At 73.8% G+C, this 25,240-nt stretch carries 21 protein-coding genes; 10 read left to right on the top strand and 11 right to left on the bottom strand.

Translation table 11 applies throughout. The features are described 5' to 3' along the window. The first annotated feature begins 16 nt into the window (after positions 1 to 16). The 3 genes from ACFWIC_RS35300 to ACFWIC_RS35290 all read left to right on the top strand — a co-directional run bounded on the left by ACFWIC_RS35300 (position 17) and on the right by ACFWIC_RS35290 (position 1,957). A complete protein-coding gene (locus tag ACFWIC_RS35300; RefSeq protein ID WP_380521026.1) occupies positions 17 to 664 on the top strand; it encodes a dihydrofolate reductase family protein in 648 nt (215 codons plus the stop codon). A gap of 4 nt (positions 665 to 668) precedes the next feature. After that, the gene (locus ACFWIC_RS35295) at positions 669 to 1,553 is read left to right on the top strand and encodes an alpha/beta fold hydrolase (RefSeq protein ID WP_380521024.1); all 885 of its coding nucleotides are present in this window, start codon (positions 669 to 671) and stop codon (positions 1,551 to 1,553) included. Between the two features lie 242 nt (positions 1,554 to 1,795). Further along, entirely contained in the window at positions 1,796 to 1,957 is a 162-nt protein-coding gene (locus tag ACFWIC_RS35290) for a hypothetical protein (RefSeq protein WP_329879766.1), read from the top strand. A gap of 279 nt (positions 1,958 to 2,236) precedes the next feature. Here ACFWIC_RS35290 and ACFWIC_RS35285 read toward each other — a convergent pair whose 3' ends face one another. Together ACFWIC_RS35285 and ACFWIC_RS35280 are read right to left on the bottom strand one after the other, a co-directional pair. After that, positions 2,237 to 2,563 carry a YkvA family protein gene (locus ACFWIC_RS35285; protein ID WP_329879765.1) on the bottom strand — a complete coding sequence of 109 codons (327 nt, stop codon included), beginning with the start codon at positions 2,561 to 2,563 and terminating at the stop codon, positions 2,237 to 2,239. A 204-nt stretch (positions 2,564 to 2,767) separates the two neighbouring features. After that, entirely contained in the window at positions 2,768 to 4,120 is a 1,353-nt protein-coding gene (locus ACFWIC_RS35280; RefSeq protein ID WP_380521022.1) for a helix-turn-helix domain-containing protein, read from the bottom strand. Between the two features lie 326 nt (positions 4,121 to 4,446). Between ACFWIC_RS35280 and ACFWIC_RS35275 the strand changes: the two genes are divergently transcribed. After that, entirely contained in the window at positions 4,447 to 5,745 is a 1,299-nt protein-coding gene (locus tag ACFWIC_RS35275; RefSeq protein WP_380521020.1) for an Ig-like domain-containing protein, read from the top strand. A 197-nt stretch (positions 5,746 to 5,942) separates the two neighbouring features. Here ACFWIC_RS35275 and ACFWIC_RS35270 read toward each other — a convergent pair whose 3' ends face one another. Both ACFWIC_RS35270 and ACFWIC_RS35265 read right to left on the bottom strand, forming a co-directional pair. Then, positions 5,943 to 7,106: a methyltransferase domain-containing protein gene (locus ACFWIC_RS35270; protein ID WP_380521018.1), complete on the bottom strand. Its 1,164-nt coding sequence runs from the start codon at positions 7,104 to 7,106 to the stop codon at positions 5,943 to 5,945. Positions 7,107 to 7,351: 245 nt separating this feature from the next. Next, a complete protein-coding gene (locus tag ACFWIC_RS35265) occupies positions 7,352 to 8,593 on the bottom strand; it encodes an FAD-dependent monooxygenase (RefSeq protein WP_380521016.1) in 1,242 nt (413 codons plus the stop codon). Positions 8,594 to 8,717: 124 nt separating this feature from the next. Here ACFWIC_RS35265 and ACFWIC_RS35260 point away from each other — a divergent pair, with 124 nt between their 5' ends. Beyond that, positions 8,718 to 9,422, top strand: a complete 705-nt coding sequence (locus ACFWIC_RS35260) for a TetR/AcrR family transcriptional regulator (protein ID WP_380521014.1) — start codon at positions 8,718 to 8,720, stop codon at positions 9,420 to 9,422. Positions 9,423 to 9,579: 157 nt separating this feature from the next. On the opposite strand, the gene ACFWIC_RS35255 is transcribed toward ACFWIC_RS35260, so the two are convergent. Further along, a complete protein-coding gene (locus ACFWIC_RS35255) occupies positions 9,580 to 11,010 on the bottom strand; it encodes an amidase (protein WP_380521012.1) in 1,431 nt (476 codons plus the stop codon). 108 nt (positions 11,011 to 11,118) lie between these two features. Between ACFWIC_RS35255 and ACFWIC_RS35250 the strand changes: the two genes are divergently transcribed. From ACFWIC_RS35250 to ACFWIC_RS35230, 5 genes are all read left to right on the top strand, one after another. Then, positions 11,119 to 11,721: a TetR/AcrR family transcriptional regulator gene (locus ACFWIC_RS35250; protein WP_380521010.1), complete on the top strand. Its 603-nt coding sequence runs from the start codon at positions 11,119 to 11,121 to the stop codon at positions 11,719 to 11,721. Between the two features lie 235 nt (positions 11,722 to 11,956). Beyond that, positions 11,957 to 12,343: a hypothetical protein gene (locus ACFWIC_RS35245; protein ID WP_380359941.1), complete on the top strand. Its 387-nt coding sequence runs from the start codon at positions 11,957 to 11,959 to the stop codon at positions 12,341 to 12,343. 385 nt (positions 12,344 to 12,728) lie between these two features. After that, positions 12,729 to 13,484 carry a DUF4230 domain-containing protein gene (locus tag ACFWIC_RS35240; RefSeq protein WP_329949025.1) on the top strand — a complete coding sequence of 252 codons (756 nt, stop codon included), beginning with the start codon at positions 12,729 to 12,731 and terminating at the stop codon, positions 13,482 to 13,484. A gap of 514 nt (positions 13,485 to 13,998) precedes the next feature. Next, complete coding sequence (locus ACFWIC_RS35235) at positions 13,999 to 15,414, top strand: hypothetical protein (protein WP_380359939.1); 1,416 nt, start codon at positions 13,999 to 14,001, stop codon at positions 15,412 to 15,414. A gap of 404 nt (positions 15,415 to 15,818) precedes the next feature. After that, positions 15,819 to 16,325, top strand: a complete 507-nt coding sequence (locus ACFWIC_RS35230; protein WP_380521008.1) for a DUF6624 domain-containing protein — start codon at positions 15,819 to 15,821, stop codon at positions 16,323 to 16,325. Positions 16,326 to 16,376: 51 nt separating this feature from the next. Here ACFWIC_RS35230 and ACFWIC_RS35225 read toward each other — a convergent pair whose 3' ends face one another. The 6 genes from ACFWIC_RS35225 to ACFWIC_RS35200 form a co-directional block, all read right to left on the bottom strand. Continuing rightward, entirely contained in the window at positions 16,377 to 17,084 is a 708-nt protein-coding gene (locus ACFWIC_RS35225; protein WP_380359933.1) for a hypothetical protein, read from the bottom strand. Next, entirely contained in the window at positions 17,081 to 17,701 is a 621-nt protein-coding gene (locus tag ACFWIC_RS35220; protein WP_329879752.1) for a SigE family RNA polymerase sigma factor, read from the bottom strand. The genes ACFWIC_RS35225 and ACFWIC_RS35220 overlap by 4 nt, the downstream gene beginning before the upstream one ends. A gap of 229 nt (positions 17,702 to 17,930) precedes the next feature. Beyond that, positions 17,931 to 19,259 (bottom strand): MFS transporter, encoded by a 1,329-nt coding sequence (locus tag ACFWIC_RS35215; RefSeq protein ID WP_355408818.1) that lies wholly within the window; start codon positions 19,257 to 19,259, stop codon positions 17,931 to 17,933. Positions 19,260 to 19,348: 89 nt separating this feature from the next. Then, on the bottom strand, positions 19,349 to 19,975 hold the full coding sequence (locus ACFWIC_RS35210; protein WP_329879750.1) for a pyridoxamine 5'-phosphate oxidase family protein: 627 nt from the start codon (positions 19,973 to 19,975) through the stop codon (positions 19,349 to 19,351). A 533-nt stretch (positions 19,976 to 20,508) separates the two neighbouring features. Next, positions 20,509 to 24,213, bottom strand: coding sequence for a BTAD domain-containing putative transcriptional regulator (locus tag ACFWIC_RS35205; protein ID WP_380521005.1), 3,705 nt, complete (start codon positions 24,211 to 24,213; stop codon positions 20,509 to 20,511). Positions 24,214 to 24,571: 358 nt separating this feature from the next. Further along, positions 24,572 to 24,961 carry an ATP-binding protein gene (locus ACFWIC_RS35200; protein WP_329879748.1) on the bottom strand — a complete coding sequence of 130 codons (390 nt, stop codon included), beginning with the start codon at positions 24,959 to 24,961 and terminating at the stop codon, positions 24,572 to 24,574. Positions 24,962 to 25,240 lie beyond the last annotated feature (279 nt).

Here is a 25,240-nt window from a genome sequence, read left to right as displayed (position 1 = left end):
CATCGGGAGTACGGATATGGGCCTCATCCACATCGAGCTGTTCACGACCCTCGACCTCGTCGGGCAGGCACCCGGCGGCCCCGACGAGGACCCCGAGGGGTTCCCGTTCGGCGGCTGGCAGGCACCCCTGCTCGACGAGGTCACCGGAGCGCAGATCCTGGCCGCGTACGAGGGCACGGACGCCCTGCTGCTCGGCCGGCGGACGTACGACATCTTCGCCGCCCACTGGCCGCACCAGGAGGGCGGCGAGATCGCCGAGCTGTTCAACAGCGTCCCGAAGTACGTGGCCTCCCGCGGCAGGCCCGACCTCCCGTGGGCCGGGTCCACGCAGCTCGGCCCGGACCTGGCGGGCGCGGTGCGCGAGGTCCGTGACCGGCACGAGCACGTGAAGGTCGTCGGGAGCCTGGACCTGGTGCAGACCCTCCTGCGCGAGAAGCTCTTCGACCGCCTCGACCTCTGGGTGCACCCGATCGTGCTCGGCGTCGGGAAGAAGGTGTTCGACGGCGGCGCGGTCCCCACGAACGTCACGCTCCTCGAACCCCCGGTGGCGGGCCCGCAGGGCGCCGTGTACCTGCGCTACGGGCTCGCCGACGGCACACCCGCGACGGGCGACATGAGCAGGCCCGACCGCGGTCTCGGGCACGACGACGACAACGGCCGGTGATCCGATGACCACCCTCGACACCGACGAGGTCACCCTGGGCATCGAGTCGTTCGGTGACCACGACGCACCGCTCGTTCTGCTCGCGGGAGGGCCCACGATGCTCTCCTGGCCCGACTCGCTCTGCGAGCGCCTCGCTGCCGGCGGGCACCGGGTGGTGCGCTACGACCTGCGTGACAGCGGGGAGTCCACGACGACGGATCCGCCGGCACCCGCCTACACCCTGCGCGACCTCGCCGCCGACGCCGCGGCCCTCGCTCACGCGCTCGGCGGTGCGCCCGCGCACCTCGGAGGGATCGGCGTCGGTGGGATGGTCGCCCAGGTGGCCGTGCTCGACCGTCCGGACGCTTTCTGCGCGCTCACCCTGGCCAACACCCGCGCGGTCGCCCCCGGCCCGCCCGACGACGACCTCCCCGACCACGACCGGGCGACGATGAGCCGGCTGTTCGCGCGTCCGATGCCCGACTGGACCGACCGCGAGGCGGTTGCGGAGTTCGCCGCCACCGGCGCGGCGATCCTCGGCGACGACCCCGACGGCGCGCGCGCCGTCGCCGCGCGCATCTGGGACCGCACGCCCGGCACCGCGCCCCCCGTCCAGATGGCCAACCAGATGGGCCTGGTCTTCTCCAAGCTGGACTGCACACCCCGCTGGCGCGAGCGCCTGCCCGGGATCGAGGTCCCCACGCTCGTCGTCCACGGCCGCCGCAACCGGTTCTTCCCGGTCGGCAACGGCGAGGCGATCGCGCGCGAGATCCCCGGTGCACGACTGCTCGTCCTCGACGAGGCCGCCACCGCGGTCCCCGACTCGGCCGCCGACGAGGTCGCCGGGGCGATGCTCACGCTCGGGCAGAGGACGGCGGGTGCCCCACGGGTCCGGCCTCCGGGCGCGTGACGGGCTGTGGCTCCGAAGGGCGGAACGCCGCAGGGCGGAACGGCGCAGCACCGGCGCGACGCTGCGCGAGCCTGGGAACCGACCAGCCACTTGGCATTCGATCAGAAGGCAAATTCCTGAACGGATCGTTAAATGCAAGGCCCTGGACCGACTTTGGGTGTAGAGTCTGAAGCACAGAGGGTGGCCCGAAGGGGCGGCGTCAGGGTGATGCCGCCGGATCACCCGTCGACAGGGGGAGCATCATGACCTACCACATCGACGTTGCGCGGGCGACGATAGACGACCGTCTGCGGGAGGCCGAGAAGCACCGCCTCGTGCGCGCGCTCCGCCTCAAGAGCCGCGCCGAGCGCAGCGCCCGACGCGCGCACCGGGCCCTGACGAGTCTGGCCGGCCCGACCGTATGAGCGCACCACCCCAGATGGGCCGTCACCACGACACCGGTGACGGCCCATCTGCCTTTCTGCAGCGGGAACCCTCCGCGAACCGGCCCGGTGCCGCCGTGCGGCAATGCGCTCGGCTCAGGTGTCGGCGCCGTGGCGCCGGTCGGGAGTGAGCAGGTAGGCGGTCGCCATGTCGCCGAGCTCGTCGGCGCAGCGGCTACCGTCGGAGCGCGTCCCGCGGGGCGCTTCTCGTCTCGCGCCCGGCCGGACGGAAGGGTCGTTCCCAGGTGCGGCCCCGCGGGGTCACTGCTTCAGCCGCGGGACTTCCGTGCCACCCACGCCCGGGCCTGCCGAGCCGACGCCGGCCCGCAGCCCGGCCTTGCCCAGCGAGCGCAGGGCCACGAGCAGGAAGCCGATGTCGTCCAACAGGATGGGGTCGGGCAGCAGGTCCACGGGGCTGACCAGATAGGCGATGGACGCCCAGAACAGGACCTTCTTCGACATCGGGATCCCTGATGCCCCCAACAGCTTCCGGGCCCGGACCAGCTTCACCACCAGAACGCCCGCGACCACGAGGGTGGCCAGGACCACCCCGGCCCCGACCACCCAGAACACACCGTTTCCGTCCATCCCGGCCACCTCTCGCTCGAACCGCCTCCAGGAACCTGCTCCGTGCCCGCCAGACCATGCGCACCAGCCCAACAGCATCAAGCTTCGCATCCACGACCGGGGCGGGATCCGCGGCTGGGCGGCCGGGGTGGTCCCACGGCCCGCAGCGCCGGAACGCGGGCATGACCGCGGGCCCGTCGAGTCAACGGAAATCGCGTTCCGCTGTCACCCCTGGAACGAGCTCGGCTCCCAGGCCCGTCCGTCGGCCGGGTAGACGTACAGCGGCCGGCCCTTCACCGCGCTGGTGCGAAACGGTGTGCCGTGGCCGAGGTCGACGGGGAGCGTCCCCTTTCGGTCACCGCTCGACCACTCCAGTTCCAGGTACCAGCTCACGTCGTGGGAGTCGGTCACGGCGGTGACCTCGATGGCCTCCGGGTCGCCCTCGCTCACCTTGACCGGCAGACCCTTGCTGCCCGCGGCCAGGACCGGCCGCGGGCGGGCCGCGTCCAGATCGAGGTCGTAGGAGTGGACGCCGACCCCACCGCCGCAGCCCTCGGCCATGGAATAGGCGTTCCAGGCGAGGGGACCCGCGATCCGGGTGACCCGGACGTTGAGGCCCGACAGGACCACGGTCTCCCTGCCGGTGCCCTGCACGATGAGCTCGATCGACTGGTGGCGGCCGGCAACCGCGCCGATCCCGGAGGCCCAGCCCGCCACGTCCGGCACCGCGGGCGGTCGAGGGACCTCGGACGGCGGGCGGTCCACCAGGTACTGATCGCACGAGCTGTTCCACCCGGACGGCCGGACCGAGACCGTGATCGGAGCGCTCGTGTCCGTCCCGCCGGTCGGCCCCGGCGAGCCCGAGCCCGCACCGGTGGAGGCGGCGGCCGAGACGGAAGCGGGGGTGGAGGCGAGAGCCGGGGAGGGTGGCGAGTCGGGGGTGCCCGGAGCCGGGGATCCGGCGGCCGACCCGCCGTTCGGGGCCCGACCGGGACCGGTGTCACCGCCCGTGGCCGACTTCAGCCCCATGGCGACGGCGCCGGTGGTGGCCAGCACCGCGGTGACCGCCACCGCGGCCAGGACCGCACGGTGGCGGACAGGCCACCGCCGCGGCGCCGCCCCGGGGGCAGGGTCCGGTTCGGCGCGGGCGACGAGGACCCGCCCGGCCTCGACGCCGCCTCCCCCGTCCGGCGCCGCCTCCACCTCCGCCTCGACCTCGACCTCGGGCTCCGTCCCCGTCCCTGCCTCCGTCGGGTCCGTCGGGTCCGCCGGACCCGTCTGACCTGCCGGTCCGGGGACGGGTGAGGTCCTGCTTCCCCGCGCCGAGTGGACGACGGCCCACAGTCGGTACAGCTCGACGCGTTCTTCCGGCGTCGCCCTGCACAGCCGCGCAAGGTGGTCCAGCGGGGCGAACTCCGTCGGCACCACGTCTCCCCTGCAGTAGCGGTGCAGCGTCGAGGTGCTCAGATGCAGCCTCTTCGCCAGCGCGCCGTAGCTGAGCCCCGACCGGCTCTTCAGCTCCCCGAGCAGCCGCGCGATCTCGTCCCGCTCCCCCAACTCCCCGAACCCCTCTGGCACCGTTCCTCCGCCTCGCTCTTGCATCCAGCAGTGATCGCGCCCCGCCGTCTCCGGCCGCCACCGGCGGTCGGGCGCGGCGCTGTCGCGTCCCCCCGCGGCCGGACCGACGTGAAGCGATCTCCGGGACAGAAGCACGCCGCTGACGCTCCCGTGGTTCCCGCCGCCGGCCACGCCGTTCCCCGGTCGCACGGACGCGTCCCAGGAAGGTTACGTCTTCCCAGGTCAAAGCAGGTAACGGCGTCCCAGCGTCCCAGATCGGGCGCCGGCCGTTGCTCCTGGGACGAACCGGCCGACAGGCTTTCGGTGATCACCGAGAAGGAGCGACAGTGAGCACTGTTCAGGCGACCCGGACCGCGATACGCACGGGCGACCGTTTCAACCGCAGCGCGGTGGCGCTGACGATGGGCGGCATTCTGCTGATGACCGCGGCCTGCGGCGACGGCGAGGGCGACGGGGCCTCCCGGGCGACGGGCGCCGCTGCCGCCGGCGGGCCGGCGGCCACGACTACCGCCACGACTACCGCCACGACTGCTGCCGCGCCTGCTGCCGCGCCTTCGGCCGCGACCGGGCCGAGGACGTCGGCCGCGGTGCTGAACGTCGAACCGAAGGACGGCGCCCGGGGCGTCGCGCCGAACGCGCTCCAGGTGTCCGTCTCCCACGGCAGGCTCACCACCGTCGACGTGACCGACAAGAACGGCAGGCCCGTCCCCGGCACGATCACCCCGGACGGCACCGGCTGGAAGCCCGCCGCCGCGCTCGCACCCGGCACGGCGTACACGGTGAACGCCCAGGCGGCGGACGCCGACGGTCTCGCGGCCGCCTCCACCACCGCGTTCACCACGCGCACGCCCGACAAGCAGGTCTCCACCAACGACAACATCGCCGACGGCCAGACCTACGGCGTGGGCATGATCGTCAAGGTGGAGTTCAGCACGAAGATCGTGAACAAGGACGCCGTCGCCAAGGGAATCACCTTCGAGACCGACAACGGCACCGAGGTGAAGGGCCACTGGTTCGGCGACAACCGGCTGGACTTCCGCCCGGCCGAGTACTGGAAGCCGGGCACCAAGGTCACCATCCACTACCGGCTGAAGAACGTCGAGGTCTCACCGGGCGTCTACGGCGACGTGGACAAGGACGAACCGTTCACCGTCGGCCGCTCGCAGGTGTCCACCGCGGACGCCGCCACGCACCGGCTCACGATCGTCCGGGACGGCAAGACCACCACCGTGCCCGCCACGCTCGGCGACGAGAAGCACCCCTCGTGGGGCGGCACCATGGTGATCATGTCCAAGGAGAAGGTCACCCACATGAACTCCCGGACCGTCGGGCTCGGCGACGAGTACGACATCCCCGCCGCCCCGCACGCGATGCGGCTGACCGAGAGCGGCACCTACCTCCACGGCAACTACTGGTACAAGGGCGACCCGTTCGGCAAGGAGAACACCAGCCACGGCTGCGTCTCGCTCAAGGACGTGGAGGGCGGCAGCGACACCTCCGTCGCGGGAACGTTCTTCAACAGCTCGCTGATCGGCGACGTGGTCACGATCGTGAACTCGAAGGAGAAGACCGTCTCCCCCGACAACGGACTCGGCGGCTGGAACCTTCCCTGGGCGAACTGGTAGACCCGTCCACTCGACCGCACCGCCCACCCGCGCACCGTCGTGGCCGGCGGCTCGGTCGAGGTCCACGACGAACCCTCGAACGGCGGCCGGCACGCCGACCGCCGCACCACGGAGGTCGTACAGAACCCCCCGTCGGATCCCCGTCGGATCCCCCGGCGGTACCCGGACCGCCGAAACGGACGCTGCTCAGGCCCTGCTCAACGAGGAGGAGCGTCGGCCGCCGCGGTGCCACCGGCGTGCCGGCGCGGGCCGTGAACCGGGTCGTTCAGCCACACGAACCGGCCGTCCGGGCGCACCGTCATCCCGTACTCGTACGGACCCGGCCGCCCGAGCTCCTCCCACTGCGCCCAGGCGTGGAGCAGTTCGTCACCGATGCGCCGCGGGCCGCCCTGGTACATGGTCGCGGTGCCGTCGCCGCCGGCCGACAACGCGGCCCAGGACCGGTGGCCGTCGTGCACCCACGCCAGGACGCCGTCCTCGTCCGTGCCGGTGACGACCACGGCGTCCGGCACGGCGACCCGCAGCGCGAACCTCAGGTTCCAGTCCGCGGCCAGCGGCGCGGGATCCCGATCCACGACGCGCTTCACCTCCGGCGCCGCGGCGCCGCGCACCGCGGCGTACCCCGCGTGCCCGCCCACGGGCGCCGGACCGGCGGCGCGGTCGCCCATGAACCGGGCCAGGCCCTGCACCCGCCCGCTCGCGCTGCGCCCGTCGTCGGCGACGGTGAGGGCGACGTGCCCGAGCCGGCCCCAGGGAACCACGAGCCGCCCGCCGGGCCGGACCGCCCCGACCCACGACCACGGCACCCGTTCGACCGCGTAGGTGGCGATCAGCCGGTCCACCGGGCCGTCCGGTACCGTGACGGTCGCGTCCGCCACCACGACGTCCACCCGCAGGCCGGCCGCGGCCAGACGCTCGCGTGCGAACGAGGCCAACACACCGTCGATCTCGGTGGACACCACCCGCCCCGGGCCGGCCCGCCACGCCGCCAGCGCCGCGTTCCAGCCCTGCCCCGTCCCGATGTCCCACACCCGGTGCCCGGGCTCCAACAACAGGCTGTCGAGCATGTCGACCACGACGCCCTGCGCCGACAGGCTCGACGACGCCGGCCCGTCCGTCACCTGGGTGACCGCGGCCGCGTCCTGCTCGCCGTACAGCTCCCGTGCCCAGCCGTCCGGATCGCTCTGCCGGTCCACCGGCACGTACGCCCGCCCGTCCCACCGCAGCAGCCGGTCCGGCGCGAACAGGTCACGCGGCAGCGCCGCCACCGCCTCCCGCAGCCACGGCGCCCGCTCGGGCCAGGCCCCGCGCTCGTCCATCGCCTCGTCCAGGCGCGCCCGCAACGGGGCCGGCCCGGTCACTTCTTCCCGTGCTTCGGGTCACCCGGCGGCAGGGGGACGGGCACCTGTCCGTCCGCGTTCCCGGGAGGCGGGGACCCTTGACCCGGACTCGGCAGCTCCGGCTCCTTCTTGTGCTTCCCCATCCGGACCCCTTCGCGCGCGACAACAACCCGGTCATCCTGACCCGCCCCCACACACAGGCGACAGAGGGTGAAGCAGGACGCAGGGGGCGCCGGACCCGGCCCGCACGCCGGGCGAGGGCATGGTCATCGCCGGTGACGTGCTGCGCGCAGGCCGACGCCTCCGCCCAGGACGCCGGACGCCACGGCGTTCGACAGCTCGGTCGTGTAGTCAGGCAGATCGACGCTGCTGACCTGCTTGCCCATCTCCAGCATCTTGTCGAGGATCCAGCGCCGGTTCAGCAGCCCGTTGCGCACCCGCAGCCCGGTCGCGGTGCCGGGCGCCAGGAACGGGCCGGTCCGGTCGCCGCCCTTCTGACAGCCCTGGGCGTAGTCGCGCACGGTGTGCTCGTAGCGGGCGAAGGCGGTGCGGTGGTCGCCGCAGGCCCGGGCCAGCTCGCCGGCCAGGACGTACGCCGCCACCACAGCGGTGCCGGTACCCATCCCGCCGATGGTGGCCCCGCACGCGGCGTCGCCCAACAGGGCGATCCGACCGCTGGACCAGGCGGGGACGTCGGCCCGGCTGATCGAGTCGAAGTACAGCTCGGGGGCCTGCCTCAGGCTCTCCAGGAGCCCGGGCACCTCCCAGCCGAGGCCCGCGAAGGCGTCCTGGATCAGCGCCTTCTGCTGCGCCACGTCGTGGCGGTCGTAACGGAGTTCGGTCGAGGCGAAGACGAAGAAGGCGCCCGCCCGAGTCGGGTCGCGGTGGTCGGCGCCGACGGCGGCCAGCCGGCCGGGGACGTTGAGGCCGACTGAACCAGGAGGCAGACCGAGGTAGTTGGGAAGCTGCCAGGTGGCCGCGTAGTAGCCGAGGTGGCGGACGTAGTCCTCCTCCGGGCCGAAGGCGAGCCGACGGACGTTGGAGTGCAGTCCGTCGGCGCCGATCACCAGGTCGAACTCGCGCGGCGCGCCGTTCCGGAAGGCCACCCGGACGCCGGTGGGCGTCTCCTCCATGGCGGTGATCGAGTCGCCGAAGAGGTACTCGGTGTGCGGGAGGCTGCGCCGGCGCAACACCTGGGCGAGCTCCCCGCGCGGGACCTCGACGTCCCCGCCCGCGAAGTCGGCCGGCAGGCGGAGCAGTTGACGGCCGCGCCGGTCGACGAAGGTCATCGGGCTGCCGCCGGTGTCGAGGGCGCGCAGCTCGTCGAGCACACCCATCCGCTCCAGCACCGTCAGGTGGGTCCGGCCTCGGAAGTCGACCGCCTGGCCGCCACCGCGCAGGGCGGGGGCCAGCTCGACGACGGTGGTCTCGAAGCCGTACCGCCCCAGCCAGTAGGCCAGTGCGGGGCCGGCGATGCTCGCGCCCGAGATCAGGACCTTGGTGCTCACGTGAACCACTCCATCCGAGCTGCCCGATTAACTGTGTCCCATGGACACTGTTTCTTGCTGTGTACGGTAGACGCAGTTGGGCCGCCCCGCAAGGGCAGCCGGAAGACACGAGACGGAGCGGGAATTGAGCGAGGAAGCGAACGAGGCGGTGCGGCTGCTCTGGGGACCGCCCGCCAGGCCGTCCCGGGGACCGAAGCCCGCGCTGAGCCTGGGGCGGATCGCCGCGGCGGGCGTCGCGATCGCGGACGCCGAGGGCCTCGGCGCCGTCTCGATGCAGAAGGTCGCCGGCCTGCTCGACTTCACCAAGATGTCGCTCTACCGCTACGTTCCCGGCAAGGCGGAGCTGGTCGCGCTCATGGTGGAGGCCGCGGTCGGCGAACCGCCGCCGGCCGTGGACGGACTCGGATGGCGCGAGCAACTGACCTCCTGTGCGGACCAGTTGGCGCAAATGCTCACCGATCACCCCTGGCTGCTCGACGCCACCGTCGGAGCACGGGTGGTGGGCCCCAAGGAACTCGGCTGGCTGGAGCGGGTGGTCGCAGCCCTGGACGGCCACGGACTGACCGGCCCCGAACGGATGGACTCCGCAGTGCTGCTGGCCGGGCACGTCCGGGGCATCGCCGAACAGGCCCGTGCGGCCCGGCCGGACGGCTCGCCCGAGGCGAAACTCCTGGCCGTCCTCGGCCCCCTGGTCCACCAGCACGCCGACCGCTTCCCCGCGCTCGCCGCGGCAATGGCCACCCAGGACGGCCGGGACCAGGCGCTGAACTTCGGCCTGGAGCGGATCCTCGACGGCCTGGAGGCCCTCATCACGCGCCGAGCCGGGTAACCCTCGGGGAGGATCAGCCTCGGCTCACCTCAGTGGGCCGCCCCGCGTCCATGCAGCACCGGACGGGGGCGGGCAGCCGCGGGTGGATTCGCGAGCCGGCGCCGTGGTGGTCGTGTCCCCGGGGATCGAGCACCCGGGTCCGGCGTGGACCAGGGGCTCAACCAGCCCCACCGGCCCAGACCGGGTCGACCGGGGTGAGGACTCCGAGCCGGTCCTCGATCGCCTCGGCCGCGGCCAGGCACAGGTCCTCGCGGAACGCGCGCCCGACGATCTGCACGCCGGACGGCAGCCCGTCGGCCGTCCCGGTCGGCACGGCCACCCCGGGCACGCCCACGAAGCTGGTCACGGTGCACAGCCGCATTCCCGACCCGACGCGGTCCCGCCCGGCCCGGTCGCGTGACTCAAGCCCCGGTTCGACGGGCGGTTCGGTGAATGACGGGCCGAGCAGGAGCGGGTACTCGTCGAGGAATTCGGCCCAGGAGCGACGGATGTTCATCCAGACGCCCATGAGCTTCATGAACTCCTCCGCGCTCGCGGGCGGCGTCTGTTCCATCATCATCCCGACGTAGCGGTCACCGCCCGAGCCGAGCAGCTTGCGCACCACCGGCCAGGTCGGGGCGAACTCGGTCACGGTGATCCGGCCGTAGGCGTGGAGCGCCTCGTCCAACCGTGGCACGTCCGGCACTTCGCGCACGTCGTACCCGGCGTCCCGCAGCGCGTCGGCCGCGGCGGCGACGGACGCGCGCACCGTGGGGTGGACGCCGTGCCCGCCGGGGTCCGCCACGACCGCGACCTTCACCGGCCCGGGGAGGGGCGCGCCGTACGCGGGCACCGGCACGGCGCGCGGGTCCCGTGGATCGGTGCCGGCCAACACCTCGTACGCCAGCCGGAGATCACCCACGCTTCGGGCGAACGGGCCGTCGGTGACGAGCAGTTGGGATGCAGGGCCGGGGTCGTCCGGGCCGAGGATCCGGTGGTCGGCGGGAAACCGGCCGGTGGTCGGCTTCAGTCCGGCCACACCGCAGAACTGGGCCGGGACCCGCACCGATCCCCCGGAGTCGTTGCCGAGGCCGAGCGCCGCCATGCCCGTGGCGACGGCCACCGCGTCACCCCCGCTCGATCCGCCGGGAGTCCGGCCACGATCCCAGGGATTGAACGTGTCTCCGAACAGCTCGCTGCGCGTGTGCATTCCGGCCAGGATCAAGGTGGGCATGTTGCTGTGCCCGATGGGGATCGCCCCGGCCGCGCGCAGCCGGGCGACCGGGGGCGCGTCCGCCGGCGCCACCAGATCGCGGAAGCGCGGAGTGCCGAACGTGGTCGGCACCCCCTCGACGGCCGTGGACTCCTTCACCGTGAACGGAACCCCCGCGAGCGGCCCCAGCTCCTCGCCGGCGGTCCGGCGCCGGTCCGTCCGCTCGGCGGCCTCCCGGGCGCGATCCGCCAGAAGCAGGGTGACCGCGTTCACCTCCGGGTTGACCTCGGCGATCCGCTCCAGATGGCTCTCCACCAGCTCGACGGCGGAGACCTCGCCAGCGCGCACGGCCTCCGCCTGCGCCGCAGCCGACAGCTTCCACAGGGCGTCACCCATGATTCTCGTCCTCCCCGTCCCACGTTCCGATGCGCTTGCATCGGAACTGTAGCCTGGGAACCGATACGACCGCATCGAATTACGCGTCGCCGCACGGAGGCCACGAGCATGCCCAGACAGGTTGATCACGAGGAGCGACGTCACCGCATCGCCGAGGCGGTCTGCCTCCTCGCCGACGAGCACGGACTGGAGGGCGTGACCCTGCGCGACGTCGCCGCCCGCGCGCAGGTGTCGATGGGCGCCGTGCAGCGCTGCTTCCGCAGCAAGGAAGAGATGCTCGTGTTCACTCTCGCGAACATCGGTGAGCGGATCACCGAACGCGCCCGGGCCTGCCTCGTCCGGAGCCCGGCCCAGTCGGCCGCCACCGCCCTGGGTCACGCGGTCACCGAAGTCGCGCTGCTCCGGGAAGAGCATCACTCCGAGGCACGGGTCTGGCTCGCCTTCGTCGCGCAGGCCGCGGTCAGTGAGCCGCTCGCAAACACGCTGAAGGCGAGCTACGCAGCCCTGCAGGAGGCGTTCACCCGGCTCATCCGGGAAGTCGGCGAGAGCGCCGGACACGGTGCGCCCGTCGACCCGCAGCACGAGGCCCGCACCCTCCTCGCCCTCGCCGACGGCCTCACCGTCCACGTCCTCATCGGCCGCCTCACCTCGCAGGAGGCCCAGGACGTCCTGCACGCGCACCTGGACAACCTCTGGGAGCGGCACTCCTGACGGGTCACACCACCCTCGACAGTCCAGGCCGCCGACCAGCCGCGAAGGCGTCGTCAAGGCGGTGCTGAGCGGTTCCGGCACCGTCGGCGAAAGGCCGATCACAGGTACACGTTCGAGCCTCTTTGCGCCAATCCCCGAAGCGCCATGGACCGTCAATATCCCCTCTTGTCAGGATGATTGACGCCTGGTCGCGTCCGGCCGGGTACAGACCGAGGTTTCGCTCGAAGGGAAACAGATGCACATCGATCGCCAACGGCCCACCACCAGGCTCGTCACAGCAGTCGGGTTGGCGGTCCTGACGGCCGCCGGTATGGCGGCCCCCGCCGCCGCCGCGGATTCCGAACCGGCCGGCGCGCCACGGACCCAGATTTCGCGGGTGCTGGGCGGCGTGGTCACGACATGGATCAACGGGAACGTCAGGTACGGACCGTCCACGGACTACGCCATCAACTACCCCGTGTCCGCAGGCTTCACTTCGTACGGACTCTGCTGGAAGACCGGCGGTTGGGTCAACGCCAACGGGGTCGCTCACGACAAGTGGGTCAAGCTCTCCGACAACGAGTGGATCTGGGGCGGCCTGCTCAACGGTGACGAGACCGGAGGCGTCAGCAACTACTGCTGACCACGGCAGCTCGGCCGCACACCCGGCGCCGGGCCTGAACGGCGCACCGCCGCGGTCCGTCCGACGCCCCAGTGGGCGGGTCGGACCGCGGCGGAAGTGTGCCGGCCCGGCCCGGCGTCACCAACTCGACCGGCGCCCCGGGTCCTGGGCACGGCTCCCCCGCCACCCGCTCCGTCCCCTCGTGCAAGCCCCCGGCCCGTCCGCCCGTTGCGGGCCGCCCGCATGTGAACCCACCCCCGCTCCCCGGCAGATCAACTCAACCCGCACCGAGTGCAGTTCGCCGGGATTTCGGCGCCCGCACCGGCGTGTCCCCGCCGCCTCGGGGTACCCGCATGGCGCCGCGGCAGAGCGCTGCGGCGAGGGCGCACAGAGCGGAGAGAGCGAGATGGCACTCCTCAGACGTAGCCGGTCGGCCGGGTCCGACAGCGCCGGCGCACCGGAGCAGAACCCCGACGACACGCCTCGGCGCTCCCCGGGCGACAAGGCCCCGCCCCGCCGCGAGCGCCGCCGCACCCCCTGGTACGTCGGCCTGCCGGTGACCCTGGCCGCGATCGTCGCGTTCTTCCTCGCCGGGGCACACCTGGGCCTGTTCCCCTCGATCCCCAACCCGCTGGAGCGGCGCACGGTGGACCGCAGCCAGCCGGTGCTGCTGCGCTCCATCCAGGACATGAAGCACTTCACCGGCGCGCAGGGCAACTTCCAGCTCGTCGTCGACCTCGACCGCGAGGCCGCCTTCCTGCCTTCGGCCCTGCTCGGCCACCGCACCCTGTACGTGGCGGCCGGCACGGTGGACGCCTACGTCGACCTCGCCGCCCTCGAAAAGGGCGCCGTGACCGTGTCCGGCGACCGTCTGAGCGCCACCGTCGTGGTGCCGCACGCCCAGCTCGCCGCGCCCGCCCTGGACGTGGGCCGCTCCTACGTCTACCTCCAGCAGCGCGGTCTCTTCGACCGGATCGGCGACTTCTTCAGCTCAAACCCCGGCAACCAGCGGCAGGTCGAAATGCTGGCCACCCAGAAGATCGAGCAGGCGGCCAAGGACACCGAACTCGCCCAGCGCGCCGAGCAGAGCACCCGCAGCATGCTGGAGGGACTGCTGCGCTCGGCGGGGTTCACCACCGTGACCGTCACCACGGCCCCCTGACCCACTGCCGCCCCACCACGGCGGGCCGGACGCGCCGGCCGTCCGCCGTCGAGGCGGCCGGCCGGACCGGCTCCGGCGGCAACCCCGAACCGGGGTTCCCGGAGGCCGTCGCCCTGGCCCGCCCAGGCCGGGGGCACGCGGAAGCGTGCCCCCGGCCTGCGGCGCTGCCTTGGCGCGGGCCGCGCAGAGCCGGGGCGTGATCCTCGCGGATCGCGCCCTTTCGCACTTCGGGAGCCTCGCTCCACGCTCTCGTGCGCACAGGAACCATTGCGCACGCTGGGATCGGGCGCCTCCTGCGACCGCCGCCTCCCGAGGCCCCGACAGACCGCGCGCGCCGTAAGTCGCCGGCTCCCCCCTCCAGTCCCCGTGACCGACCTCGTCGAGGGACGGCTTCGCTCCCTGTCGCCTCGACCGGAGCCACCGCTCCCGCATGCCGGCCGCCCGCTCGTCCGCTCCTCGGGGCCTCCGGGCCGGCCGAACCTCCAGCACGCGACCTCGAACGAAGGGGAAGACCATGACCACCCCCGTCCCGTCCCGCATCACCCTGGTGAACGGCAGCTTCGAGCAGCCCCCCATCGGCAGCGGCAACGCGATCCTGCCCGACGCCTCCCAGGCCTCCAGCCCGAACCACGTCCCGGGGTGGCTGACCACCGCCACCGACCACCTCATCGAGATCTGGCACGACGGCTTCAACGGAGTCCCCTCCGCCGACGGCGCCCAGTTCGCCGAACTCAACGCCAACCAGGTCTCCACCCTCTACCAGGACCTGCCCACCACCCCGGGCGCCACGCTGTACTGGCGGCTCTACCACCGCGGGCGGCTGGGCCAGGACACCATGGCCCTGGACATCGGCAGGCCCGGCGCGGCCGTCCAGCAGCGACAGTTCACCGACGGCAACACCGCCTGGGGCTTCTACACGAGCACCTACACCGTCCCGGCCGGGCAGACCACCACCCGCTTCGCCTTCCGCTCCGTCTCCTCCGCCGGCGGCAACCAGTCGGTCGGCAACTTCCTCGACGGCATCTTCTTCGGCACCGCCCCGGCCGTCACCCTCACCAAGTACGCCGTCCCCGACGGGCCCCTCGAAGTGGGTGACATCATCACCTACCGCGTGGTCGTCAGGAACGAGGGCGGTGGCAACGCCGACGCCCTCGTCCTGACCGACGCCGTGCCGAGCGGCACCACCTACCTGCCCGGATCCCTGCGGATCGTCAACGGTCCCAACACCGGCGCGAAGACCGACCGGCAGGGCGACGACCAGGCCCACTTCGACCCGGCCGGCGACCGGGTGGTGTTCAACCTCGGCAACAGCGCCACCGCCGACCGGGGCGGCAGCCTGCCCAACACCGACGCCCTCCCGAACGGCACGACGGTGGAGTACCGGGTCACCGTCGACGAGGCCAGCGCCGGCGGGCACGTCACCAACACCGCCACCGCCGCCTACGAGAACCGCCTCGGCCCCACCCCCCAGGCCCTCACCGCCACCTCCAACCAGACCGACACCCAGGTCCTGCCGGCCGCCGACCTGAGCGTCGTCAAGTCCGCCGACGCCACCACCGTCACCGTCGGCCAGACCGTCACCTACCGCGTCACCGTCCGCAACGCCGGACCCGACACCGCCACCCACGTGACCGTCGCCGACAGCCTCCCGGCCGGCCTGGTCTTCGTCTCCGCCACCGCCGACACCGGCACCTACAGCCCCGACACCGGCCTGTGGAGCGTCGGGACGCTGCCCGTCGACGCCTCCGCCACCCTCGTCCTCCGGGCGAAGGCCACCGCCACGGGCCCGGTCACCAACACGGCCAGGGCGCACGCGACCGAGACCGACCTCCACCCCGCCGACAACACCGACTCCGTCGCCGTCTGCGTCGAGGCCGCCCCCACCTGCTCGCCCTGCCCGAAGCCCGGCTCCGAGAAGGCGGGCGGCTGAGAGCCGCCCGGCGACCGCGCGGGCGACGTGGCCGTCCGGGCCCGGACGGTCACATCGCCCGTGGACCAGATCGCCGGTGCCCTGCGGTGTCAGGTCAACTCAGGTCGTACTCGTCGACGTTCGACGCCACGTCGTACCACGGGCCGTAGAGCCCGTCGTTCAGGTACAACTCGTGGCCGCCGTTGCGGTGGCCGATGCGCGTCCCCGCCACCTGGACGTCGATCGCGTCGTTGGCGGCCGGCCACCCCGGCGTCGATCCGGATCCGGCTCCGGGAGTAGATCAAGTATCCCCATACCCGGACGTGCTTGTCACCCTGCGCCAGAACGATCTTTTGTGGTGATTTGCGCGCTTAGGGTTGCCAACGACCGGCAAGACTCACCCCCTCGGGATTCTTGGAGCAGGAATGACACCCGAAGTCGCCGCGGTCGCGGCGGAGCTCGCGGACATGGCTGCGGCGGACCACCGGGCCACCGTCCAGGCGAACAGCGACGACTACGCGGAACAACTGGCGTGGCGTCGCCTGACCGCCCGGCACGCAGACCGTCTCCACGAACTCATGGACGCGTACGGCTGGCCCACCGCGGACCTGGTCGGCGAGGATGCGGCGCGGGCAGCGTGGCTGATCGCCCAGCACGCCGACCGGCAGCTCGACGTCCAGCGCCAGGCGCTCCGGCTGATGGAACAGGCGGTGGCAGCGGGCTCGGCGAGCCCACGGGAGCTGGCCTTCCTGCGCGATCGCACCCTCGTGAACGAAGGACGCAAGCAGATCTACGGCACGCAGATCGCCGGGATCCAGGACGGCTCGCCGATCCCGTGGCCCTGCGAGGACCCCGAGCGCATGGACGACAGGCGGGCCGAGGCAGGCATCCCACCGTTCGGCGAGTACGTCGCCCTGTTCTCGGTGTCCTGACTCGCCCCGGCCCCGCCCGGCGGATCACGCCCCGGCCCGATCCGGTCCGAGTCAGGAGGACAGCGTCTTGCTCGCCAGTACCCTCCCCTGGGCGTCGTAGGCGGCGAGTCGGATGCCGTCGAGCGGGTGCGCCGCCTTCGGGGCGTCGGGGCTCTTGCTACTGGGGCCCCAGACATAGCCGGTGGCGTAGCCCGGGTCGCCGGGGAGGGACGCGACGGTGGCCCAGTACGCCCGGCCCTCCACCTCGATGGTCATCCGGGCCACCTGCCCGGGCCCGTGGTAGACGAGGTTGTACAGGCCCTCGCGGTACTGCGGCGGGTTCCCGTAGTACTGCATGGTGATCTCGGTGGCGCCCGCCGCCCAGGAGTACCCGCTGCAGCCCGGGCCGCTGCCGTAGGCGGGAGCGTCGTGGACGCAGATCTCCTGGTCCTTCAGCTGCATCCACCAGTCCTGGCGGCCCAGCGGCAGCTGCGTGCCGGGCTCCACCACCACGGCCTCGGGAGCCGGCCCCTCCGGCACCTGCGGAGCCTGCGAGGCCGGTGCGACGGCCCGGGAGTCGTGCCGCTCGGACAGTACCGCCCCCGTGCCGGCCACCACCGCGAGCGCGGCCGCCACCGCCGACGCGCCCATCGCCACCCGGCGCCCGCGCCGCTGTCGGCGCACGTGAGCCCGCACGGGCCCGGCCGACCAGTCCGCCACCGCGACGCGGGCCGCCTCGTCCCGCAGAGCGCCGCGCACCATGTCCTCGGTGTCCCTCACTTGTTGCCCCCGTCCGTGCCGTCGATCGTTGAACCGGTACCCACCGCGTACGAGACCAGCGCCGGGTGGCCGCGCAGTTTCGCCAGGCCCCGACTGGCCTGGCTCTTCACGTTGCCCGGCGAGCAGTCGAGCACCTCGGCGACCTGGCCCTCGCTCATGTCCTCCCAGTAGCGCAGGACGACCACGGCCCGCTGGCGCGGCGGCAGCTCCGCCAGCGCCTGGAGCAGCACCGAGCGCTCCTCGACGCCGCCGTGCCCACCGCCCGCGGTGGACGCGCGGTCGGGAAGGACGGGCACGAGCAGCTGCCTGACGCGACGCCGCCGGTGACGGCTCAGGTTGTTGTTCACCAGCGCCCGGTGGATGTAGGCGTCCGGCTCCTCCAGACGGCTGATCCGGGACCAGTTCCTGAAGACCTTCGCGAAGGTCGCCTGCACCACGTCCTCGGCCTCGTGGTAGTCGCCAGTGAGCAGGTAGGCCGTGCGCACCAGCCGTCGCCAGCGCGTGGCGGCGAACCCCTCGAAGTCGAGCTCACGCGGGCCGGGGCCGCCCGCAGTAGCCGGTGCCGTCACGGGCCTCGGCCCGTCCTCCACCGGGATGTGCAATACGCTCGCGGTCATCCAAATCCTCTTCGCCTCCGCGCGACGACCCGATCGGACCGTCGCTCTGCCCTATTCACCGCCGCGCCGCCGCAAGGGTTGCACGGCACTGTCCGCGACCACGGGCTGCGGCTCACCTTCCGGGCGCCGTCGCCGTGACCGAGCGGCCCCCTGCCGGTCGGTCACGGCGACGGGGAGAACGGCGCGCCCACACGGCCCCGCCCCGGCCGAACAGGCGCACGGGGGGTCCTCAGCTGCGGACGGGGACACGGCCGAGGGTGCGGATCGGACGGGTGAGCAGGAGGGCGACGGCGGTGAGGAAGGCGACGACGACGCCCACCAGGAGGACCCGGTCGGTACCGAAGGCGTCCACGGCCGGGCCCGCCAGGGCGCTGCCGATCGGGTACATGCCGACGGATCCGGCGACCTCGTACGCGTGGACGCGGTTGAGGACCTCCCCCGGGACCTGGGTCTGCACGCTCGTGGCCCACATGACGCCCCAGACGCCGATGCCGACACCGACCGCGACCTGGGCGGCGGCGAGCGCCCAGACCGGCCAGCCGAGCACGATGCCGAGCGGATAGAGCGGGTAGGTCGTGATCGCCACGGCTCCGGCGGCGAGTGGGCGTCGCGGCTTGTAACGGATCGCCAGCAGGCCGCCCGCCACGGTGCCCGCGCCGAGGGCGGCGTTGAGCAGGCCGAAGGCGGACGCGCCGTACTCGGGCACGACGACACCGGCGGCCACCGTCAGTTGCGGCCCCCAGGAGAGCACCGCGAAGACCATCCAGATCACGATCACGCCCCAGAGCCAGGTGCGGGCGCGGAACTCCCGCCAGCCGACCGCCAGGTTGTGCCACAGACCACCGCCGGACGGCGGGGCGGGCACCGCGCCGAGCCGCAGGGCCGCCAGGCACACCGCGCTCGTGCCGTAGGCGACGGCGGAGAGCGCCATCACCCAGCCGGTGGCCCCGAAACCCACCAGGACACCGGCCAGCGCCGGGCCGCCGAGCCCGGTGAGCGCCTCGGAGGTGCGCAGGATCCCGTTCGCGCCCTGCACGTCACGGGCCACCAGGGGGACGGTCGAGGCGGAACCCGGCTGGAACATCGCGTTGGCGGTGCCGGCCGCCACCAGGAGGGTGTACAGCTGCCAGAGGTGGTCGATGCCGTGGAGGAACAGCAGGGCGAGCAGCACGTGGGCGACGAGGTTGGCCAGGTCGGCGGCGATCATCAGCCGGCGGGCGGTGAACCGGTCGGCGAGCACCCCGCCGAACAGCACCAGGCCGGCGAACGGGCCCACCAGGAAGGCCATCGCGTACCCCGCGGTGTCCAGGCCGTACCCTCCGCTGAGCAGACCGGCCGAGATCGCGACCGGCAGCATGGCCCAGCTGAGCAGACCGGCGCTGCGGGCGGTGAAGTAGTAGCGGAAGTTGCGGGACCAGATCGCCGGTTCCCCGGACGGCCGGGCCACGGACCCGGGCCTTCCGTCCTCCGGTGCGCCGGCGGACGGTGCGCCGGAGAGGTGGTCCTGGATCTGTACGGATGTCGCCGCCGCTGGGTGGTCGGTGGTGCGGTCTGCCATGGCTGTTCAACCTCAGGTCGTGGGTCGGGCGGTGTGGGTCGGGCGGTGTCGGTCCGCGGGTCCGCGCCGGGCGGGACGGGTCTGTGCGGTCAGGCGCGGGCGGCGAGCTCCGCACGCAGGGCGGCGTTCTCCTGCTCCAGCCGCGCCAGGCGGTCGCGGACCGGGGCCAGGGCACCGGCGAGCTCGCGATCGCTGAAGCGGGGGGTGATGTGGTTGGGGCAGTTCCAGGCGGTGGCCTCGACCCGGATGGTGACCAGCTGCTCGACCGTGCCCTCGGTGCGCGGCGAGTCCAGGCGCTCGGCGAGCACGGGGTCCTCACCGGGCAGGACGGCGCTCGCACGGCCGAACAGCTTGAGGCGGGTCTGCCGGGCGTGGTCGATGAAGAAGAGCGCCACCCGGTCGTCGCCGCGCAGGTTGCCGGTGGTGATGTACTGCCGGTTGCCCCGGACGTCCAGGTAGCCGAGCGTGAACGCGTCCAGGACGTGGACGAATCCGGGCGGGCCGCCCCGGAACTGGATGTACGGCCAGCCGGTCTCGCCCACGCTGGCGAACAGGAAGCCGTCGAGGCCACGGATGAAGTCGGCCTCGGACCCGGTGAGCGGCTCCGGCTGCTCGGCCGGGTCCCGCAGCCGGCGGTCGGCCGCCGTGGCGCTGCCCATCTGCTGCTGTACCCGGCGCACCGGGGCGGTGTACGCGAGGCGGTCGAAGCGGCTCATCCGACGCTCCCCGCGCGGGATTCGGTCCGGGAGCCGGTCGAGGTACCGGTCCGGGGGCCGGTCGAGGTACCGGTCCGGGGGCCGGTCGAGGTACCGGTCCGGGGGCCGGTCGAGGTACCGGTCCGGGGGCCGGTCGAGGTACCGGCCGGGGCGGCGGTCCGGGAGCCGCGCCGGGCTGCGGGGCGGGGTGCTGGGGGCTGCGGCAAGGTGTCACCTCGTGGGTCGGCGGTCGGGGCAGGTCGGCCGGGCGCTCGGGGGCGGAAATCGTCCGACGGCGCGGGAACGGCCCTGCGGTGCGACCACCGTACGGAGCCCGCCTGGTCAGGCACCTGCATCCCGGCCAGAGGACCGCGGGCCCTGCGGACCGCCCGGAACAGAACGGCCGCACCCCCGCCGACCTGCGGTTCTGTCGGACGGCAGCGGTCAGGACCGGCCCCACCGGCAGAACTACGGGAACTGCCGCAACCGGTCCTCCTGCCGCCGGGCCACCGACAACAGCCGCCCCACGCCCGGCGGACCCGTCCTGCCTGTACTCAGCGGATCCGGGCCGCGCCCGTCGCCCGGGAGAGCCTCAGCGCCTCGCGCCAGTGCCCGACCGCGCCGCCCGGCTCGCCGAGCACCGACCGCGCCCGGCCGAGCACCAGCCGGGCGCGCGCCTCGCCCGGGCGGTGCCCGGTCGCACGGTGCAGGGCGAGCGCCTCGTGGCCGTGCTCCAGGGCGGTCCGCGGCTCGCCGAGCCGCACCCGTAAGCACGCCAGGACGGTGAGCGCGCTGCCCTGGAGCATCCGGAACCCGCAGGCACGGCCGAGCGCGACGGCGCGTTCCGCAGTCTCCAGGGCGGCCTCCGGTTCCAGGTACGCCTGGGCCGTGGCGAGCCCGACGAGGGCGGCGGTCTGCCGGAAGCCGTCGTTCGCGGCCCGGGCGAGGCGGAGCGACTCCCGGTAGCTGCCGGCCGCGTCGGCGAAGTCGTGGGCGCGCTCCTGCACGCAGGCCAGTGCGAGGAGGGCGTCGGCCTCCGGCGCCCGGTCCGCCAGGGCCTGGGCGGCGGCGAGCGCGGTGTGGGCCAGCAGCCGTCCGGTGGAGTGGTCGCCCAGGTCGGTGTAGGCGCCCGCGAGGCAGCTCAGCGCCGCGCTCTCACCGTGCCTGTGACCGTGCTTCAGGTGGACCGGAAGGGTCTCGCCGAGCACCCGGACCGCCTCGCCCGGCCGCCCCAGTGCGCGGTGGACGACGGCCAGGGCCGTCCGGGCGACCGCCTCCTCGCCGACCGATCCGGACGCCCGGAGCAGCCGGGCGGCGTGCGCGAAGTGCCCGGCGGCCTCGTCGAGCCGGCCGAGCTTCCAGCAGACCTGCCCGAGATCGGCGAGCTCTTCGGCGACCCCGGGTCCGCTGTCGCGCCCGCCGAGCGCACGGGCCCGCACGAGGTGCTCGTACGCCGCCAGGACGGCGCCGTTGTCGTGGTGGGCGGCGCCGATGCGGCGCAGGGCGAGCGCTTCGCCGTCGAGCCAACCGGACTGCCGGGCGAGTTCCAGTGCCCGGCCGACCAGTTCCATCGCCCGCTCGTCGTCGGCGAGCACCCCGTGGCACTCGGCGCGCCGCAGCTGGGCGGCGGCCTGGGCCCGGACCTCACCGTCGGCGACGGCGGCGAACAGGCTGGCGGTGGCGACCTTGAGGCAGTCGCCCGTGTACATCCCCGCCGAGAGGTAGCTGTGGAGGCTCTCGGCCAACCGCCAGGCGACGGCGGTGAATCCCGCGCCGGACGCCTCCAGGACGGCGCCGGCCAGGTTCTCCCGCTCGCTGTCCAGCCAGTGCGCGGCCTGACCGTGGTCCGAGATGGCCGGGGCGGCGACGGGTCCGGACGCGGGGACCGGGGCGAGGGCGGGCACGGACGGGGTGACCGGGGTGACCGGGGTGACCGGGGTCGGCGGCGCCGCCGGGAAGGCCGTGGGGGCGGACGGGCCCGCGGCCGGCTCGGCGGGGTAGAGCAGCCGGGCCGCGGCGTCGGTGTGGTCGAGGTACCAGTCGAACAGCCGCTGGCGGGCCGTGTGTGCCTCCTCCTTGCCGACCAGCTCGCGGGCGTAGGAGCGCAGCAGGTCGTGCAGCCCGAAACGGCCGGCCGCCCGTTCCTGCACCAGGTGGGCGTCGGCCAGGGCGACCAGCAGTCCGGCCGATTCGGCCGGGGCGGCGTCCGCCAGCGCGGCGGCGCCGTCCACGGTGAGGTCCGGTCCCGGCATGAGGCTGAGCAGCCGGAACATCCGCCGGACCGGCGCCGGGAGGGCGCTGTAGGAGAGGTCGAAGGCGGCTCGTACGGCCGAGCTCCGGTCGCCTTCGACGTGGAGCCGGCTGAGCATGTCGTCGCCCGCCAACTCGGCGTACTGGTCGGCGATCGTGGCGTTGCGGGCCACCAGGTTGGCACCCGCGATCCGGATGGCCAGCGGCAGGCCGCCGCACACCCGCACCAGCTCGCGGGCGGCCTCCTCCTCGGCCGCGACGTTGCAGTCGCCGATGGTGCCGCCGAGCAGCCGACGGCCCTCCTCGGGGTCGAGCACGTCCAGGGCGAGCCGGCGGGCACCGTCGCTCGCGACCAGCCCGGCGAGCCGGCTGCGGCTGGTGATCACCACCGCGCAGCCCTGGGCACCCGGGATCAGCGGCCTGACCTGCTCGGCGTCGCGCGCGTCGTCCAGCAGGACCAGCATCCGCCGGTCGGCGAGCAGGGTGCGGTACAGCGCCGCGGCCTCGTCCTCGTCCGGGGGCAGCCGGTGCGGCGGCGTACCGAGGGCCCGGAGGAACTGTGCGAGGACGTCGCCCGGCCGCAGCGTCGGGAGCCGGGAGCGTCCGCGCAGGTCCACGTAGAGCTGGCCGTCCGGGAAGTGCTCGCGCCGGGTGTGCGCCCAGTGGATGGCGAGGGCGGACTTGCCGACGCCGGGCGCGCCGACCACGGCCACCATCTGGGGACGGCGGGCCGGGTCGGGGTCGACGAGGGCGTCCAGGTCCAGGATCTGCCGCTGCCGCCCGATGTGGGGCCCGGTTCTGGCGGGCAGTTGGGCGGGTGCGGGGTGCGGGACCGGCGGTGTCCGGAGGCCGGCCACGACGGCGTCCCCGGGTACCCCGAGCTGCCCGGGGCGCTCGACACCCTCGACACCCTCGGGGCGGGGAGGGGGGCCAGGGAGCCCGGGGTGCCGGAGGTCGGGCGGCAGTTGGCGGCGCAGCACCCGCAGATGGGCGTCACGGACCTCCGCGCCGGGCCCGACCCCCAACTCCTCGTCCAACCGGGCCCGCAGGCGGTCGAACACCCGGAGCGCGGCGGCCTGCTCCCCGCTGCCGGCCAGGGCGAGGATCAGCCGGGCGTGCAGGCCCTCGTGCAACGGCTCGGCGTGCACCAGGTCCCCCAGCACCGGGACGGCCTCCCCCGCGCGCCCCAGCAACATCGCGGTGTCCGCGTGCGACAGCGCCGCCGCCACCCGCCGTTCATTGGCCGCGACCGCGGCCGGGTGCTGGCGCAGCACCAGGTCCGCGTCCGCGAGGACCGGGCCGCGCCAGCACCGCAGCGCCTGTGCCAGCAGCTCGTACCCGGCCTCCCGCTCCGGCCCGCGGTGGACGCGCTGCGCCCGGTCGACCAGCTCGTCGAACCCGCCGAGGTCGATCCGGCTCCGGGAGTCCTCCAGCCGGTAGCCGGTCGGCGTGCGGACGACGGCGGGCCGCGGTGCGGCGCGGTGGCCGTCCGGCTCCAGGAGCTGGCGCACCTGGCTGACGTAGGTGTGCACCAGGCTCTGCCGGGACCCGGGCGGCCCGGACGGCCAGAGCGTGTCGGTGATCTCCTGCTGGGTGGCCGGCTCGGGGTGTTTGAGGGCGAGCAGTCCGAGCAGCCGGCGCAGCATCGGGCTGGTGACCGGGACGGTGACCCGGCCGCGCCGGAGGTCGAGCGGGCCGAGGATCAGCAGGCGCGGCCGGAGGGCTCCGCGCGGCGCGGCGTCGCCGGCGGCGGCAGACAGCCCGTCCAGCTCGCGGTCGGTCAGCCCCAGCACCTCCGCCAACCGCTGGAGGGTACGCGCCTGCGGCCGCTGGACCCGGCCGTGTTCGATGTCGCGCAGTGCCCGCGTGCTGATCCCGGCCCTCGAAGCGGCGTCCTCCTGGCTGAGCCCGGCGCGACTGCGGAACGAGCGGAGCCGCGGACCGTACGGACCCGGCTCGCCCGACGGACCGTCCAGGGCCGGCCCGGTGGCCGTCACCCTCTCCGACATGACATCCCCTCACCCGCCGGCCACACACCACCGTCCCCCGGACGGCGGCAGGCGAAGGCCGCGCGCGGCCGCTACCGCGGGAGACCTCGGCCATGATCAGTCTGGACCAGACCATTGCCCCGGACAAGGGACGTCCGCCACGATCCCGCCGGGATCACGGGTTCGGACGGCGCTCGGTGAACACCAACAGGTTCTGGATGCGCCCGTGCTGCCCGCCGCCCGTTCCGGGGGCCTGCGGAATCGCCGCCAGGCGGCGGGGCGACATCGCGCGTCGTCACCGGCGCAGCGGCCCCGGGCCGTCACGGAGGGCCCGGGCCGTCACGGAGGACCCGGGGCCGTCACGGAGGACCCGGGGCCGTCAACGGGTGAGCAGGGCGCTGACGGTCTTGCCACCGGCGTCCCGGTGGGTGACGGCGGTGGTTCGGGCGAGGCGGTTGACCATGGGCCAGCCGAATCCGCCGGTGCCGTCGTCGAGGTCGGGGGTGCGCATGCGCGGGGCCTGCGGGCTGTGATCGTGCACGGCCACTTCGACGCTGTCCGTGTAGGCGGTCAGTTCCAGGGTGAACGTGCCGCCGCCGTGGCGCAGGGCGTTGGTGACGAGCTCCGAGACAACGAGGACCACGCTCTCCGCAGCCCCGGGAGCGGGCACCGGCACGAGGCTCCCGAGGAATCTGCGCGCGCGCTCGCGCGCACCGGCGACGGACGAGGCGGAGTGGAGGGCTTGGACCTCGACGCACATCAGGTCCATCAGGTCACCTCTTCCTGGGGCGACAGCCCCGCTCCGGCCTACCCGGCCCTTGTTCCCCGGTATCGCAGCACCAACCCTTCCACGGCGATCATTCGGACCGAACCCGTCTCTCCCCGGGCTGCGGGCCGCCGAGCGGTGGGGTCGGGACGGGTCGTGGAGGTCGCGCTGGTTCAGGGCCCAGCGAGTGCCCCGCCCCGCCGTGCCGTCCGGTCGTCCGCCCCGGAAGCGCAAGGGTCACATCGGAGGGAGGGGGTGGGACCCGACGCTCACGCGTCGGGT

Origin of the sequence: Kitasatospora sp. NPDC127035, assembly GCF_042726075.1 — a bacterium.
GTDB lineage: Bacteria > Actinomycetota > Actinomycetes > Streptomycetales > Streptomycetaceae > Kitasatospora.
This window is presented reverse-complemented; position numbering and strand designations above follow the sequence as displayed.

Bases quoted from the DNA above. Each gene is read 5' to 3' on its own strand.
- ACFWIC_RS35200 (WP_329879748.1), bottom strand. From the start codon at position 24,961: ATGGACCTGATGTGCGTCGAGGTCCAAGCCCTCCACTCCGCCTCGTCC.
- ACFWIC_RS35285 (WP_329879765.1), bottom strand. From the start codon at position 2,563: ATGGACGGAAACGGTGTGTTCTGGGTGGTCGGGGCCGGGGTGGTCCTG.
- ACFWIC_RS35255 (WP_380521012.1), bottom strand. From the start codon at position 11,010: ATGGGTGACGCCCTGTGGAAGCTGTCGGCTGCGGCGCAGGCGGAGGCC.
- ACFWIC_RS35230 (WP_380521008.1), top strand. From the start codon at position 15,819: ATGACACCCGAAGTCGCCGCGGTCGCGGCGGAGCTCGCGGACATGGCT.
- ACFWIC_RS35300 (WP_380521026.1), top strand. From the start codon at position 17: ATGGGCCTCATCCACATCGAGCTGTTCACGACCCTCGACCTCGTCGGG.
- ACFWIC_RS35205 (WP_380521005.1), bottom strand. From the start codon at position 24,213: ATGTCGGAGAGGGTGACGGCCACCGGGCCGGCCCTGGACGGTCCGTCG.
- ACFWIC_RS35290 (WP_329879766.1), top strand. From the start codon at position 1,796: ATGACCTACCACATCGACGTTGCGCGGGCGACGATAGACGACCGTCTG.
- ACFWIC_RS35235 (WP_380359939.1), top strand. From the start codon at position 13,999: ATGACCACCCCCGTCCCGTCCCGCATCACCCTGGTGAACGGCAGCTTC.
- ACFWIC_RS35215 (WP_355408818.1), bottom strand. From the start codon at position 19,259: ATGGCAGACCGCACCACCGACCACCCAGCGGCGGCGACATCCGTACAG.
- ACFWIC_RS35295 (WP_380521024.1), top strand. From the start codon at position 669: ATGACCACCCTCGACACCGACGAGGTCACCCTGGGCATCGAGTCGTTC.
- ACFWIC_RS35240 (WP_329949025.1), top strand. From the start codon at position 12,729: ATGGCACTCCTCAGACGTAGCCGGTCGGCCGGGTCCGACAGCGCCGGC.
- ACFWIC_RS35220 (WP_329879752.1), bottom strand. From the start codon at position 17,701: ATGACCGCGAGCGTATTGCACATCCCGGTGGAGGACGGGCCGAGGCCC.
- ACFWIC_RS35250 (WP_380521010.1), top strand. From the start codon at position 11,119: ATGCCCAGACAGGTTGATCACGAGGAGCGACGTCACCGCATCGCCGAG.
- ACFWIC_RS35210 (WP_329879750.1), bottom strand. From the start codon at position 19,975: ATGAGCCGCTTCGACCGCCTCGCGTACACCGCCCCGGTGCGCCGGGTA.
- ACFWIC_RS35245 (WP_380359941.1), top strand. From the start codon at position 11,957: ATGCACATCGATCGCCAACGGCCCACCACCAGGCTCGTCACAGCAGTC.